Source organism: Microbacterium sp. NPDC056234 (genome assembly GCF_042267585.1).
Classification (GTDB): Bacteria; Actinomycetota; Actinomycetes; order Actinomycetales; family Microbacteriaceae; genus Microbacterium.
This window is the reverse complement of sequence record NZ_JBHJTE010000002.1, coordinates 155,896-169,240: the sequence shown is the minus strand read 5'-3', so window position 1 is coordinate 169,240 and position 13,345 is coordinate 155,896. Positions and strand designations below refer to the sequence as shown.

The 13,345-nt window shown below is 67.8% G+C and carries 13 protein-coding genes; 7 read left to right on the top strand and 6 right to left on the bottom strand.

Annotated elements, in window-relative coordinates; all coding sequences use genetic code 11:
* Window positions 1-12: 12 nt before the first annotated feature.
* On the bottom strand, window positions 13-1,029 hold the full coding sequence (locus ACFCYE_RS06625; RefSeq protein WP_376177403.1) for a TIGR00730 family Rossman fold protein: 1,017 nt from the start codon (window positions 1,027-1,029) through the stop codon (window positions 13-15).
* Between the two features lie 124 nt (window positions 1,030-1,153).
* Between ACFCYE_RS06625 and ACFCYE_RS06620 the strand changes: the two genes are divergently transcribed.
* Window positions 1,154-2,110, top strand: coding sequence for a potassium channel family protein (locus tag ACFCYE_RS06620; RefSeq protein ID WP_376177402.1), 957 nt, complete (start codon window positions 1,154-1,156; stop codon window positions 2,108-2,110).
* A 6-nt stretch (window positions 2,111-2,116) separates the two neighbouring features.
* Here the strand turns inward: ACFCYE_RS06620 and ACFCYE_RS06615 are convergent, their stop codons facing one another.
* Both ACFCYE_RS06615 and ACFCYE_RS06610 read right to left on the bottom strand, forming a co-directional pair.
* On the bottom strand, window positions 2,117-3,871 hold the full coding sequence (locus tag ACFCYE_RS06615) for a proline--tRNA ligase (RefSeq protein ID WP_376177401.1): 1,755 nt from the start codon (window positions 3,869-3,871) through the stop codon (window positions 2,117-2,119).
* A 39-nt stretch (window positions 3,872-3,910) separates the two neighbouring features.
* The gene (locus tag ACFCYE_RS06610; protein WP_376177399.1) at window positions 3,911-4,681 is read right to left on the bottom strand and encodes an isocitrate lyase/phosphoenolpyruvate mutase family protein; all 771 of its coding nucleotides are present in this window, start codon (window positions 4,679-4,681) and stop codon (window positions 3,911-3,913) included.
* 51 nt (window positions 4,682-4,732) lie between these two features.
* Between ACFCYE_RS06610 and ACFCYE_RS06605 the strand changes: the two genes are divergently transcribed.
* Together ACFCYE_RS06605 and ACFCYE_RS06600 are read left to right on the top strand one after the other, a co-directional pair.
* Entirely contained in the window at window positions 4,733-6,151 is a 1,419-nt protein-coding gene (locus ACFCYE_RS06605) for an RNB domain-containing ribonuclease (RefSeq protein ID WP_376177398.1), read from the top strand.
* The gene (locus tag ACFCYE_RS06600) at window positions 6,148-6,996 is read left to right on the top strand and encodes a phosphotransferase family protein (RefSeq protein ID WP_376177397.1); all 849 of its coding nucleotides are present in this window, start codon (window positions 6,148-6,150) and stop codon (window positions 6,994-6,996) included. The genes ACFCYE_RS06605 and ACFCYE_RS06600 overlap by 4 nt, the downstream gene beginning before the upstream one ends.
* A gap of 18 nt (window positions 6,997-7,014) precedes the next feature.
* On the opposite strand, the gene ACFCYE_RS06595 is transcribed toward ACFCYE_RS06600, so the two are convergent.
* A complete protein-coding gene (locus ACFCYE_RS06595) occupies window positions 7,015-8,028 on the bottom strand; it encodes a hypothetical protein (RefSeq protein WP_376177396.1) in 1,014 nt (337 codons plus the stop codon).
* A gap of 175 nt (window positions 8,029-8,203) precedes the next feature.
* Here ACFCYE_RS06595 and ACFCYE_RS06590 point away from each other — a divergent pair, with 175 nt between their 5' ends.
* The gene (locus ACFCYE_RS06590) at window positions 8,204-9,166 is read left to right on the top strand and encodes an alpha/beta fold hydrolase (RefSeq protein ID WP_376177394.1); all 963 of its coding nucleotides are present in this window, start codon (window positions 8,204-8,206) and stop codon (window positions 9,164-9,166) included.
* 44 nt (window positions 9,167-9,210) lie between these two features.
* Here the strand turns inward: ACFCYE_RS06590 and ACFCYE_RS06585 are convergent, their stop codons facing one another.
* Entirely contained in the window at window positions 9,211-10,125 is a 915-nt protein-coding gene (locus ACFCYE_RS06585; RefSeq protein ID WP_376177392.1) for a dihydrodipicolinate synthase family protein, read from the bottom strand.
* A 28-nt stretch (window positions 10,126-10,153) separates the two neighbouring features.
* Entirely contained in the window at window positions 10,154-10,801 is a 648-nt protein-coding gene (locus ACFCYE_RS06580) for an HAD family hydrolase (protein WP_376177390.1), read from the bottom strand.
* 185 nt (window positions 10,802-10,986) lie between these two features.
* On the opposite strand from ACFCYE_RS06580, the gene ACFCYE_RS06575 reads away from it, so the two are divergent.
* From ACFCYE_RS06575 to ACFCYE_RS06565, 3 genes are all read left to right on the top strand, one after another.
* Window positions 10,987-11,298 (top strand): PASTA domain-containing protein, encoded by a 312-nt coding sequence (locus tag ACFCYE_RS06575; RefSeq protein WP_376177388.1) that lies wholly within the window; start codon window positions 10,987-10,989, stop codon window positions 11,296-11,298.
* A gap of 126 nt (window positions 11,299-11,424) precedes the next feature.
* Window positions 11,425-12,897, top strand: a complete 1,473-nt coding sequence (locus ACFCYE_RS06570) for an HNH endonuclease signature motif containing protein (protein WP_376177387.1) — start codon at window positions 11,425-11,427, stop codon at window positions 12,895-12,897.
* Window positions 12,898-13,058: 161 nt separating this feature from the next.
* The gene (locus tag ACFCYE_RS06565; RefSeq protein ID WP_376177386.1) at window positions 13,059-13,322 is read left to right on the top strand and encodes a hypothetical protein; all 264 of its coding nucleotides are present in this window, start codon (window positions 13,059-13,061) and stop codon (window positions 13,320-13,322) included.
* Window positions 13,323-13,345 lie beyond the last annotated feature (23 nt).

The window sequence follows — 13,345 nt, the reverse complement described above, 5'->3', positions numbered from 1 at the left end:
AGACCGGGTGACTCAGCCCGCGGACTCCAGCGCGTTGAGCGCGTCGATCAAGCGGTAGAGCCCGCCGACTTCTCGCTGCCGGAGGCGCAGCGCGACACGCGGGAGCTCGACGCGATCACGGTCGCTCACCTCGACGGGGAGCGGATCCGTGCGCTCGATCAGCCCCGACGCGACGAACGGCGCGAACTCGGTGTTCAGAGCCTCCAGCTCGGCATCCGTCGGCGCCGTCTTCACCCGCAGGACCAGCACATCGTCCACCCAGCGAAGCGAATCGTAGTTGCGCCAGAATCCGGTGATCCGGGCGACGGCCTGCTCTGCGGAGTCCGTGACGAGCACGCGATCGAAGTCGTGCGGCGAGATGACGCCCGCAGGGATGAGCTGGTCGACGACGAATCGCTCGAGACCGCGCCAGAACGTGCCGCCGGGGGCGTCGAGGAGCACGATCGGCGTCGGCTCGGCTTTGCCGGTCTGCTGAAGCGTCAGCAGCTCGAACATCTCGTCCATGGTTCCGAAGCCGCCGGGGAGGCAGATGAACCCGCTGGATTCCTTCACCAGCATGAGCTTGCGGGTGAAGAAGTACTTCATCTCGACGGAGTGCGCGTCTTCGGCGACGACGGCGTTGGGCTTCTCCTCGAACGGGAGTCGGATCGAGACGCCGAGAGCCATCTGCTTACCCGCCCCCTCGGCTGCGGCCTGCATGATGCCGGGGCCCGCGCCGGTCACGACCATCCAACCGCGTTCCGCCAGCTCGGCGGCGACGTCACGCGCCGAGCGGTACAGCGGGTCCTCCTGCCTCGTACGCGCTGACCCGAAGACGGTCACCTTGGGCACGTCGGAGTACGGCGCGAACAGTCGGAAGGCGTCGCGCATCTCGCTGAGGGCCGATGAGGCGATCTTCAGGTCGAGCCGATCCGTGCGATCCTGCCCGAGCTGGACACCGGCGAGCAGGATGCGGGTGACCAGTGTGCGGTTGCCGGTGATGCCTGCTTCGTCCAGCAGCGCCTCTACCCGGGTGCGGAGCTCATCCATGCCTCTACTCTGGCACGCCCGTGCTGCTCACCCCGGAGGGTGAGTCTGCGCACGTCGCCCTCGGTCGTGCTCCACAATGGATGCCGACCGCGGCGCGGACGCCGCATCGAGGAAGGGGCGCGCTGTGGGCGATGTCATCGACAGGATCCGTGCCAGGCGCAGGGCGCGCACGGAACTGAAGAATCCAGCCTATGAGATCTTCATCGGCATCCTGTCGCTGCTGTCGATTCTGAACCTCGTCTTCGTCTATGCCCTCCACGGCGACACAGCGATGCAGATCGTGCTCGCCGTCATGAACGGGCTGATCAGCGTGATCTTCCTGATCGACTTCGTCTATCGGATGATGACGAGCGACGCGCGCTGGCGATACTTCTTCCGCGGGTTCGGCTGGGCCGATCTGCTGGCGAGCCTGCCGTTCCCCGAGCTGAAGGTGCTGCGGGTCTTCCGACTCCTGCGCGTGTTCAGACTGATGCGCGACCTCGGCCCGAGGCAGATCTGGACGACGCTGGTGAAGGACCGAGCGAACAGCACCCTGATGACGCTGCTGCTGCTGGGCATCCTGGTGCTCCAGTTCGGGAGCCTCTCGGTGCTCGCGATCGAAGAGGATGCCGAGGGCGCGAACATCACGTCCGCCTCGGACGCGCTCTGGTACACGATCGTCACGATCTCGACGGTCGGCTACGGCGACCAGTACCCGGTCACCGAGGCCGGTCGGGTACTCGGGGTGCTCATCATCATCGTCGGCGTCGGCATCTTCGGGACCTTCACCGGCTACCTGGCGAACCTCTTCCTCGGCCCCGCGAGGGAGGAGGCTGCGGAAAAGGTTGAGAACTCGTCGCGCGCCGGCGAAACCGGCGCGGACGAAGCAGATCGCGCCGATGATCGGACGCGGGCCGCCTCGGCGGGAGTCGCCGGCGGCGCCGCATCCGGTGCAGTCACCGCCGGGATGTCCCGCACCGACGGCGAAGACACGGGTTCCGAAGCCGAACGTCTGGCGGCGCTGCTCGCGCAGTCCGAGCTGCTCACCGCCGAGATCAGGCGCCTGATCGACGGCGGTGCGACAGCCTCCGACTCGCGGTGAGACCGCTCAGGCCGTGAGTCGAGCGATCGCCTCGTCCACCGACAGCGCGTCGCGCTCGCCCGTGCGACGGTCCCACAACTCGACCTGCCCGTCGGCTGCGCCGCGGCCGACGACGAGCACGCGCGGCACACCCACCAGCTCGGCATCGCCGAACTTCACGCCGGGTGAGACCTTGGGCCGGTCGTCGTAGAGGACATCGAGGCTGGCGTCCTCGAGGCGCGCGGCGACCTGCTCCGCGACCTCGAACGCGACCTGATCACGGCCGGCCGCGACCACGTGCACGTCGAACGGCGCGACGGATGCCGGCCAGATCAGGCCCTTGTCGTCGTTGTTGAGCTCGGCGATGATCGCGAGGATGCGTGTGACGCCGATGCCGTAGGAACCCATCGTCACGGTCACGAGCTTGCCGTTCTCGTCCAGGACCTTGAGCCCGAGCGTCTCCGCGAAGAATCGACCCAGTTGGAAGATGTGGCCGATCTCCATACCGCGCGCGAGTTCGACGGGTCCGGAACCATCGGGTGCCGGGTCGCCGGCACGCACGTTCGCGATCTCGACGACGCCGTCCGCGAAGAAGTCGCGGCCGGCAATGACCGAGTGGGCGTGCTTCTGGTCCATGTTCGCACCGGTGATCCAGCTCGTGCCCTCGCTGACGCGGGGGTCGACGAGATACCGGATGCCGGTCGCCGACTCCTCGCCGAGCACGGCGCCGGTCGGTGACCACGGTCCGATGTAGCCCTTGACGAGGAGGGGGTTGTTCTCGAAGTCGTCTTCTGTGGCCGTCGACACCTCGGCGGGCGCGAACGCCACCTCGGCGCGCTTCTCGTCGATCTCGCGGTCGCCGGGGAGGCCGACGACGACGAGCTCCCGCGAACCGTCGGCGTGCGTGAGCGCAAGGACGACGTTCTTCAGCGTGTCCGCCGCGGTGTACTCACCATCGAGGTGCGCGTTGCAATGCGCCACGAGCGTCTCGATCGTCGGCGTGTTCGGGGAATCGAAGACGGTGGCCGCCTCAGCGTCCGAGAAGTCGGCCGGCTCGGGCACGGCCGTCGTGAATGCCTCGACGTTCGCGGCGTAGCCTCCGGCCGAACGCACGAAGGTGTCCTCGCCGACGGGCGTCGGGTGCAGGAACTCCTCGCTCCGCGCGCCGCCCATCAGACCGTTGTCGGCGTTGACGATGACGTACTCGAGGCCGAGTCGCTGGAAGATGCGCTCGTAGGCATCCCGTTGGTTCTGGTAGCTGACCTCCAGCCCGGCATCGGAAGAATCGAACGAGTACGCGTCCTTCATCGTGAATTCGCGGCCGCGCAGCAGGCCGGCGCGGGGGCGCGCCTCGTCGCGGTACTTGTCCTGGATCTGAAAGATCGTCAGGGGCAGATCCTTATAGGACGAGTACAGGTCCTTCACGAGCAGGGTGAACATCTCCTCGTGGGTGGGAGCGAGGAGATAGTCGCTTCCCTTGCGGTCCTGCAACCGGAAGATGTTGTCACCGTATGACTCCCATCGGCCGGAAGCCTCGTAGGGGTCTCTCGGAAGAAGCGCGGGGAAATGGACCTCGTGCGCACCGGATGCCGTCATCTCCTCACGGACGATGGCCTCGATCTTCGCCTTGACCTTCAAGCCCAGCGGCAACCAGGTGAAGATGCCAGGCGCGGCACGCCGGATGTAGCCGGCGCGGACCAGCAGCCGGTGGCTGGTGACCTCAGCATCGGAGGGGTCTTCACGGAGCGTGCGGAGGAAGAAGTTCGAGAGACGAGTGACCACGCGACAAGTCTAGGGCGCGCGGCCACTCGTCCGATCCGATCAGTTCAGTGCGCGGGTGCTCGCCGGGATCGCACCATCTGCGTACAGGCTCGACGCGAGGTCCTGCAGTGCCGTCAGGGCGACACGCTGGGTCATGGGGCCGTACGAGATGCGGGCGACGCCCAGCGCCTCGTACTCGGCGGCGAGGAGTGCACCGGGCAGGCCGATGACGCTGACGCGGTTGTCGCCGATGCCGTCGACGAGCTGGCGGGTGACGTCGGCATCCAGGATGCCGGGGACGAACACGGTGGTCGCGCCGGCGTCGAGGTAGGCGCGGCCGCGCTCGATCGCATCGGCGATGCTCTCCTGGATCGGACGGTCACCGCCGCGGACGAGCGCGTCGGTGCGGGCGTTGAGCGCGAACGACACCCCCTCCGCTTCTCCGGCCTTGATGATCGCCGTGACATCCGCGACGGACTCGGCGAGCGGCTTCAGCCGGTCCTCGATGTTCGCGCCGACGGCGCCGGCCGCGATCGCGAGACGGGTGGTCTCCCCCGCGTCGCCGTATCCGTCATCCAGATCCGCGGAGACGGGGACGTCGACGGCGGAGGCGATGCGAGACACCATGTCGAGCATGATCTCGCGCGGGATGGCGCCGTCGGCGTATCCGAAGGTGGCGGCGATCGAGTGCCCCGCGGTGGCGAGGGCCTTGGTCTCAGGGAGTGCGGCGATGGTCTGGGCGGACACGACATCCCAGACGTTCACCACGCGGAGGATCTCCGGGTTGCGATGCAGGGAGACGAGGGTCTGGGCTTTCTCAGCAACGGTCATGATCACACGCTAACGCCCCCTGGTGTCATCGGCTCTGGATAGTCTCGATGCATGCCTCAGCGCCGCGCACATGTCGCTCCGTCCGCCGCTCAGAGCGAGTTGGCCGAAGCACTGGCCGCGCTTCGCGCATCCCTGGACACGACGGTCGAGTTCTCATCCCAGGCCGAGGCGGAAGCGGCATCGGCGTCGCCGTCCGCCCCCGAGCTCGATCTTCGAGACGTGCCTTTCGCGACTCTGGACCCGCCGGGGTCGAAGGATCTCGACCAGGCGTTCCACCTGGCGCGCGCCGGGTCCGGCTTCGACGTGCGGTACGCCATCGCCGACGTCCCGTCGTTCGTCGCGCCGGGCGGCGCGCTGGATGCTGCGGCGCGCGAGCGCGGCCAGACCCTGTACGCGGCTGACGGGTCCATCCCGCTGCACCCGCGCGCGCTCAGTGAGGATCGCGCGTCGCTCCTCCCAGGCGTCGAGCGGCCCGCACTGGTGTGGACCTTCCGGCTCGCTGCGGACGGCGAGGTTGCGGATTTCCGCCTCGAAAGAGCGCTGATCCGCTCGCGCGAGCAACTCGAGTACGCGGCTGTGCAGCGATCCGTGGACGCCGGCGAGGAGACGCCCGCGACGCTGCTGCGCGAGATCGGCGAGCTTCGACTGGAGCAGGAGCGAGCACGCGGCGGCGCGAGCCTCAATCTGCCCGACGAAGAGGTCGTGCGCGCCGACGACGGCAGTTATGCGATCGTACGCCGCAGCCCGTTGCCCGTCGAGGAGTGGAACGCTCAGCTGTCGCTGATGACCGGCATGGCCGCGGCATCCCTCATGCTCGATGCCAAGGTCGGCGTCCTGCGGACGATGCCGGAGCCGGACGAGAAGTCCTTCGAAGCGTTCCGCCGGCAGACCGAGGCTCTCGGACGGCCGTGGACGACAGGAGCCTACGGCGAGTACCTGCGCGGGCTGGATCGCGCGGATCCGATGACGCTGCCCGTTCTCGAGGCGGCCGCCATGCTGTTCCGCGGGGCGGGCTATGCGGTGTTCGACGGGGACGTGCCGCCCGATGTCGACCAGGCCGCGATCGCAGCGCCGTACGCGCACGCAACCGCTCCCCTGCGCCGTCTCGTGGATCGCTGGTCGCTCGCGATCTGCCTCGCCGCCGCCTCGGGACAGGAGCCTCCGGCATGGGCACGCGAGTCGCTTGCGGAGCTGCCGGGACTCATGCAGGCGTCGTCGCAGCGCGCATCGAAGCTGAACTCCGCGACGATCAACTGCGTCGAGGCGGCATTGATGACACCGTACGTCGGCTCGCGAATCGACGCCACGGTGGTCGAACTGCGCGATGGTGGCAGGGCGACGGTTCAGATCGCCGAACCGGCGGTGACCGCGTCCGCACCCGTGCCCGTCGGAGCAGCGCCCGGCGATTCCGTGTCGCCGACCCTCGTACGCGCGGACATCATGAAGGGCGAGCTGGAGTTCGCGTTGTGACCGATTGGCACGTTCGCCTGACGCCGCAGCAGCGGCAGTGGGCGGTGGCCCGGCTGCGGAACGCCGAGCTCGTGCGCGACATGTCCTGGGGCGTCGTCGATTCGACCGTTCTGCACGTGAGCAGTTCGGACGGCGACGTCGTCGTCAAGGCCGGCGGCACGTCGAACCATCACATCGCGCGCGAGCTGTCAGCGCATCCGATGTACACCGCAGCGCTGGTGGCGAGCGGGCACGCGGCCCGCCTGCGCGATGCCGACCGCTCGCTGCGCGTGATGGTGCTCGACCACCTTCCGGGCGAACTCGTCGAAGGGACGGACGCGGAGTGGGACCGTCACACGTATCTCCAGGCCGGTGCGCTGCTTCGGCGGCTGCACGATGTCGAATCTCGCTGGGACGCCGAGATCGCGGCCGCCACGGCAGCGCGCGCTCTCGCGTGGCTCGACCAGCCTCATCGCATCGATGGTGCGCAGGAGCAGGCAGCGCGGCGGGCGCTCGAGAACGCACCGACGAGTCCGCTTCGGGTCGTTCCGACGCACGGCGACTGGCAGCCGCGGAATTGGTTGATCGATCACGGCGTCGTACGCGTCATCGACTTCGGCCGGTTCGCGTTCCGGCCGCCGTCGAGCGATCTGGCGCGGCTCGCAGCCCAGCAGTGGCGGGGAAGAGCGGACCTCGAGCACGCGCTCCTCGATGGCTACGGCGACGACCCTCGCGATGCGGAGCACTGGCGTTGGGACCAGCTCAAAGAGGCGGTCGGAACGGCCTGCTGGGCATTCCAGGTCGGCGACGCGGACTTCGAAGCGCAGGGGCATCGGATGCTCGCCGACGCTCTCACAGCCTTCTGAGGATCGAGATCCCGCACATCAGGCTGTGAGGACCTCGAGGAGCGCCGAGAGCAGATCCGCCTGCGCCGGCGAATCATCAGCGCCGGCCACTCCGACGAAGTTCGTGCCATCGCTGGCGACCAGCCAGTCTGACGCTCCGTCGAGAGGGTAGGGGTCTCGGACCGAGACGAAGACATCGCCGGCGTGCGGCACCTCCACAGAGCCTTCGAGCGCGCGCGCCTCCTGGTAGCCCGCGGCGCCACCTGGTCCGATGTGGATGTGCACGGTCGTGCGGACTGCTGCGATATCCGTCACGACCTCGCATGAGTCTGAGAATCGGATGGCGTCCACGACCTCACTCGGCCACAGTACGTCATCGGTGACGTCCGCGGGTTCTGCGGGCTCGACAGCGATCCCGACATCACCCAGACCAACGATGAGATCGTCGCAGGCCGTGGGGCCCCACCACCCCGTCTTGTCCCTCGCCGGTACAGGTGCCGGGAAGTCCGTCTGGCGCGCGATGACTGCCGTCATCAACTCTCCAGCCGAAGCGTCATCGAGTTCGATCGCGGAGGACGAGACCTGCACAGCGACCCACACGCCGTCATTCACCGCCGATGCCACGCAGACGCGCCACTCGCCGTGGCACGCGTTCAGCGCGGGGTCGGCGATGACGGCAGCGTCGATGAGATCAGCAGGGAGCGCACGTATCTGAACATCCGCGACGCCGTAATCCTGCGAGCTCCAGGCGCAATCGATCCCGCCAAGACGCTCGACCTCTCGCAACGACCAGTGATCCTGGTAGCGGAGCATGGGCGTACCAGTGATCTCCGTCGCGGCGGATTCGCCGAGCAGCGCATCGCAGTTCCCGCCGAAAGCCGGAGTGGGCGTCTCCGGCGCTGCAGGCGTCGGTGCTGTCGGCGTCTGCGGCGCTGAGGCAGTCGGTCTCGCCGTCGGATCGGATGTCATCGAATCCGTCGGCGCACAGGCGACGAGCGAAGCGGCCAGCATCGCCGTGGCCATACCCAGAACGATCCCCCGCAGTCGCGTCATGCGGATGATCGTATCCGCGCGCCGTCCGGTTACGACGTCACCCGAGATCTCGATCGTGCAACGCCCGATGGCGTTCCCGAACGCCCCGGCACAGTCGCGACGAACTCGCGTTCGGACGCGTCGAGTTGTACAAGCACGGTGTTGCGGTCGCCACCACGTGGATAGGGTCGTCCGCATGGACTCGACCCTCGCGATCAATGGGACCAGAATCTTCATCGATGACCGGGGACGGGACTTCGATCGCACGCTGCTGTTCGCTCACGGCGGCCCCGGCAATTCCTGCTGGGACTTCATGGAGGCAGTCGCGGACCGCTTCGTCGCTCGCGGGATCAGAGTGGTGGGAGTCGATCAGCGCGGCGTGCTCCGGTCCGACACGGCGAAAGGCCGGCCGCCGCTGACGATCGAACTCCTCATCGACGACTTCGAGGCGATCCGCCGCGCGCTGGGGATCGACCGGTGGAACGTCATCGGTCATTCGGCGGGTGGGGCCTACGCCCTCGATTACGCCATCGCACATCCCGATTCGGTCGAGAACCTGATACTCGACTGCCCGGCGCTCGACGCCGACAGCACCGACAGGTTCCGGCTGCCCCGAGCCGCCGCGATGCTCGACGAGCACGGCATGTCCGCGGAGGCGGAGCGGTGCCGCCAGCTCGCTTCACTCGACCGTCGGATCACGGCCGACGACCGCACCTGGGAAGCGATGCTGCCACTGGGGAACGACTATCTGGATCTGTTCCTCTTCGATGCGGCGTCACGGGCGCGATACGAGACGATGATGGCGAGAGCGCCGCAGGATGCCGACTGGTCCAGAGGGGCATCGCACCTCGCCCTCCTCACCGACATGTACATCGATCGACGACCGGCGCTGGCGCGCGTGACCGTGCCGTCGATGCTGGTGCACGGCGAGCGCGACCTCGTCGCGTCACCGGACGTGATCGATGCGTACCGCGAATCGACGGGCGGAAAAGTCCGGACGATCGCCGGGGCCGGTCACTTCGCATACGTCGAGCAGCCGGACTCCTACGTCGACGCCGTCGCGTCGTTCATGCAGGGCGCCGCGGTCCGGAGCGAAGTCTTGTCGATGCGGACGACGCGGCATGCGATCGCTGACGAGCTGGACCTCTCGGATGCGTGACGAACGCCATGGCCCACCGGGCGACGGCGCTGAGGCGCGTCGGGTCAGTCCAGCACAGCGCGCGTCGCGCGGAGCTGGTCGAACACCGCGATGGCTCGGAATCGCTGCGACCCACTGAGACTTTGGACAGGCAGCGGCAGCGACCTCTCCGGCACCAGTCCGAGATGTTCGGCGATCGCCACGATGACACGCAGGCTCCCGCCGAACTCGGTGAACAGCTCCCAGAGCGGATCCAGCCGCTCCGACTCCGCCACCGCATCCGTCGGCTGACCGGCCTGCACCGCTCGCGTGATTCGGAGCGCGGTCTCCGGGAGCGTACCGGCGATCGCGGAGTACCAGGCATCGCAGCCGGCGATCAGCCCGGCAGCTCCGAATGCATCACCGGACACTCCGATCGTCACATTCGCCGGCAACGCCGCACGGATCTCGGCCACACGATCACGCACGGTGAGTTCGTCGCCGGGAACACCAGGGATCTTGATCGAGGCGATTCCCGGAAGTTCAGCGATGCGTGCGTACAGCTCGGTCGTGAAGGCGAAGTGCGTCGTGGAGGGATTGTCGTAGACGATGACAGGCAGATCCGTGCTTTCGTTGACCGCGCGGAAAAGGTCGAAGACCTCGTCGTCCGTCAGCGGTTGATAGCTCATCGGAGCGAGCAGGAGCCCGGCCGCGCCTGCTCGCTGGGCGTGCTCGACGTTGCGAAGCACGTCCGTGGTGCGCAACGCCCCCACACCGATGTGCACCGGCGTCGAACCGGCATTCTCGACCGCGATTCGTGCGGCCAGCGCGCGCTCGTCGATGCTCAGGTAGGCGTACGAGCCGGTGGATCCGAGGGCGGTGATCGAGTCGACGCCCGCATCCGCCAGCCGACCGACGAGACGAGCGAAGGCCGGTCCGTCGATCCTGTCGTCGATCAGCGGCGTGAGCGGGAAGGCGCTGAGGCCCGTGAATGCACTCACAAGTTGTCCTTTCAAGAATCTGAGGAGATCATGCGCGGGCGTCGGTCGTGAGAATCCGAGCGACCGCGTCAGGGACGCTCGCCACGATGATCGTCGCGAGCAAGGTCTCGTCGTTGTCGATCCCGTCGCTGATCCACGCCGTGCTCAGCCCTGCGGCGGCGCCGCCGGCGATGTCGGATTCGAGGCCGTCGCCGATCATCCAGCCCTGGAGAGGAACGCCCAGACGTCGCGCCGCGAGCTCGAAGATCGCGCGGTCCGGCTTCCGCGCGCCTGCATCCGCCGAGATCACCCACCCGTCGACAGCCTCCGAGAGTCCGGTCCGGAAGATCTTGCCCTCCTGGTTGTCGACCTCACCGTTCGTGACGATCCCGATCGTCCACCCGGCGGTGCGAAGCATCGACAGCGCTGCCAGCACGCCGTCCGCGCAGATGACCAGCTCCGGCATCCGCAGGCGATAGGCCTCCCAGAGTCGGAGTGGATCCTCACGAAGGCCCAGTTCGTCGACGATCTCGTGGAAGACCGCACCCTTGGAGCGGCGCGCGGCGAGAGCGGTAGCGACGCTGGTGATCTCATCCTGCGACAGCGAGTGCTGCTCGCCGAGCTCAGCCGACCACAGGGCTGCCGCGCGTGCCTGGTCGACGAGGGTCCCGTCCAGGTCGAAGAGGGCAAGGGACATGGCGCCATCGTAGTGAGTGATCGCGTGATCGATCCCCGGCTGTATGTCTGTCGCCCCAACATCCTCATTCGGATAATTGGTAGACCGGCAGGTGGACTTGCCCGCAGGTCAGGCCCCACCTACTCGCGATGCGCACCTTCGCGCGAGACGCGCATTCGCCCTTGAGTCCGACAGGAGATACAGAGATGGTTGAACGCCCAACGGCAATCGTTCCCGACCTGGTCGGGCAACCCGTGGATATCGCCAATGAGCTCGCGGCCGCGGTCGGGTTGGTCCTGTCAGGCGCAGACCCGGACGGCCCGGGTATTCGCGCGCGCACCTGGCCCGGACTCTTCTGGGTGACGGCGCAAGACCCTCCTGCTAGCTCCGTCATCGAGCGAGGAAGCCATGTGCGGGTGACGTTCGTCGAGGACGGTCAGGCCAGGAGCGACGTGCCCGCGCAGACCGGTGGGCCGTCGCCTTCGCTCAAACGGCGTGCAGTCACCGACGACGACTGACGCCGAGGAAACCAGTCGCCCGGCGCTCGGAGCGAACGGGAGCGGGCCCGGCAGGCCGCCATCGTCGCGAGGGACCGCGTGATCGCTCCCCGGTTGAGTGTCGGTGGTCCCGAGGATCATGGTCGCATGAGTTACTTCACCGACATCGACGGGCAGGTTTCGACTCTGCGCGCGTTGCTGGGTGAGGACGCCGAGGCGACCGATCTCGTCGCGAGGCTGAGCGCGCTGTCCGACGACGAACTGGTCGAGGCGATGGGCGCGTCAGCCGCGGTGTCCCGATGCCTCGAGAAGGTCACGGTGCTCGGAGCGGGGATCGCGGCCGCCCGCTCCACACGTTCGTCCGGCCATGGCGGCCTGGCGCAATCGCGTGGCCACCGCAGCCCGGTCAGCCTCCTGCAGGAGGTGACCGGCGGCACACGCTCCGACGCGACGCAGCACATCAGGGTGGGCACGTCTCTGCTGCGAGCGGAGAACACGGGGAACACCGATTCGGACAGTGCCGAGCAGTCGAGCGACGCCCGGCCGAACGTCCCCTGGCACGCTCCGGTCGATGAGGCACTGCTGACCGGGCTGATCTCCGCCGTGCAGCACGACGTGATCCTGCGTGGTCTGGGCGAACCGCTCTGTTCCGAGACCGCCACGATTTCGACGTCGGATGCCGAACGCCGCGACGCGTGGCTCCTGGCCGCCGAGCAGCTCGTCGACGAAGCCGCACACCGTACGGTCGAAGAGCTCGGCTCCGCTGCGCGCACCCTGCGCGACGTCCTCGACCCGGAGGGCGCCGAACGCCGCTACCTCGAGCGACACAACGCCCGATCCTTTCGGACCTGGACGGACCGAGACGGCATCCACCACAGCTCGGCCGTCCACGACGACGAGGGCTTCGCTCTCGTGAAGACCATCGAGGATGCCGCGATGCGACCGCGCCGCGGCGGGCCCAGATTCGTCGACGACTCCGAGAAGGACGACGCGCAGACGCTCATCGAAGACCCGCGCAGCAACGAGCAGTTGGCGTACGACCTGCTGATCGACCTTCTCCACGCCGGCGCCCGCGCAGAGGCCCCTACGGTCTTCGGCGTCAAGCAGGCCGGCGTCCGAATCGTCCAGACGGTCCACTCAGGCGCTGGCGGGGGCACCGCACTGACCGAGGACGGTCTCATCGCGCTCCCCCGTGTCGTGGCCGAACAGCACATCTGCGACACGGGGACAGTCGACATTCACGTGGACGTGCGCGGGAATCCCCTGGCGGTGGGCCGCGAGCATCGACTCTTCACTCCGACGCAGCGCGTCGCCCTCGCCGTCAGGGACGGCGGATGTCGGTGGCGCAACTGCGACCGCCCCTCCTCGTACTGCGAAGCGCACCACATCGATACTTGGTCAGGCGGCGGCCGGACCGACATCGAACGGGGAATCCTGCTCTGCAGATTTCACCATATGCAGCTTCATCACGGCGGATGGAGCATCACCCGCGACGGCGCCGAAGACTTCGTGCTGAACCATTCCAGTGGCACGGCCTTCGCTCTGCCACGCCGACTTTCGCTGCGTTACGTCTTCGCCGACGGCGACCCGCCGCCCAGACGCTTCAGACCGGTGGCCTGACGGTTCGGCGAGACGGCCTGACGGATCTTGTTCATAGGCATCCGGAACGGCCGGCCAGGTTCGGCCCCGTGCCTGCAACGGGCAAGGGCCCCTGCGCGACCGTCGTTGTAGGGTGACTCGCGTACGGACGTGGACGGCGGATGGCCGAGGAAGGCGTGCGGATGACCGCGACACACGAAGCATGGGTGACGGACGGCGTGCTCTTGGTGTTCGATGGCACCGTTCTCGAGATTTTCGGGTACAGCGAAGCCGTCCGGCTCCACATCGCCTACCGCCCGGAACTGGTCTTCGAAGACGGACGGCATCTGCGATTGACGATCCGGTACGACAACCGGCGATATCACGCGATGGACTACGAGCCCTCGCGACGGCATGAGCTCGAGGCGCTGGCCGAGCGCGTTCGCGCCGCCCACCGGCCGCTCTGAACGACGCTCACCTCTGCCCCGTC

What these genes read in the sequence shown, in the direction of transcription:
- ACFCYE_RS06605 (WP_376177398.1), top strand. Translation starts at nt 4,733, where the DNA reads ATGCCTCAGCGCCGCGCACATGTCGCTCCGTCCGCCGCTCAGAGCGAG.
- ACFCYE_RS06570 (WP_376177387.1), top strand. Translation starts at nt 11,425, where the DNA reads ATGAGTTACTTCACCGACATCGACGGGCAGGTTTCGACTCTGCGCGCG.
- ACFCYE_RS06580 (WP_376177390.1), bottom strand. Translation starts at nt 10,801, where the DNA reads ATGTCCCTTGCCCTCTTCGACCTGGACGGGACCCTCGTCGACCAGGCA.
- ACFCYE_RS06595 (WP_376177396.1), bottom strand. Translation starts at nt 8,028, where the DNA reads ATGACGCGACTGCGGGGGATCGTTCTGGGTATGGCCACGGCGATGCTG.
- ACFCYE_RS06575 (WP_376177388.1), top strand. Translation starts at nt 10,987, where the DNA reads ATGGTTGAACGCCCAACGGCAATCGTTCCCGACCTGGTCGGGCAACCC.
- ACFCYE_RS06610 (WP_376177399.1), bottom strand. Translation starts at nt 4,681, where the DNA reads ATGACCGTTGCTGAGAAAGCCCAGACCCTCGTCTCCCTGCATCGCAAC.
- ACFCYE_RS06625 (WP_376177403.1), bottom strand. Translation starts at nt 1,029, where the DNA reads ATGGATGAGCTCCGCACCCGGGTAGAGGCGCTGCTGGACGAAGCAGGC.
- ACFCYE_RS06565 (WP_376177386.1), top strand. Translation starts at nt 13,059, where the DNA reads ATGACCGCGACACACGAAGCATGGGTGACGGACGGCGTGCTCTTGGTG.
- ACFCYE_RS06590 (WP_376177394.1), top strand. Translation starts at nt 8,204, where the DNA reads ATGGACTCGACCCTCGCGATCAATGGGACCAGAATCTTCATCGATGAC.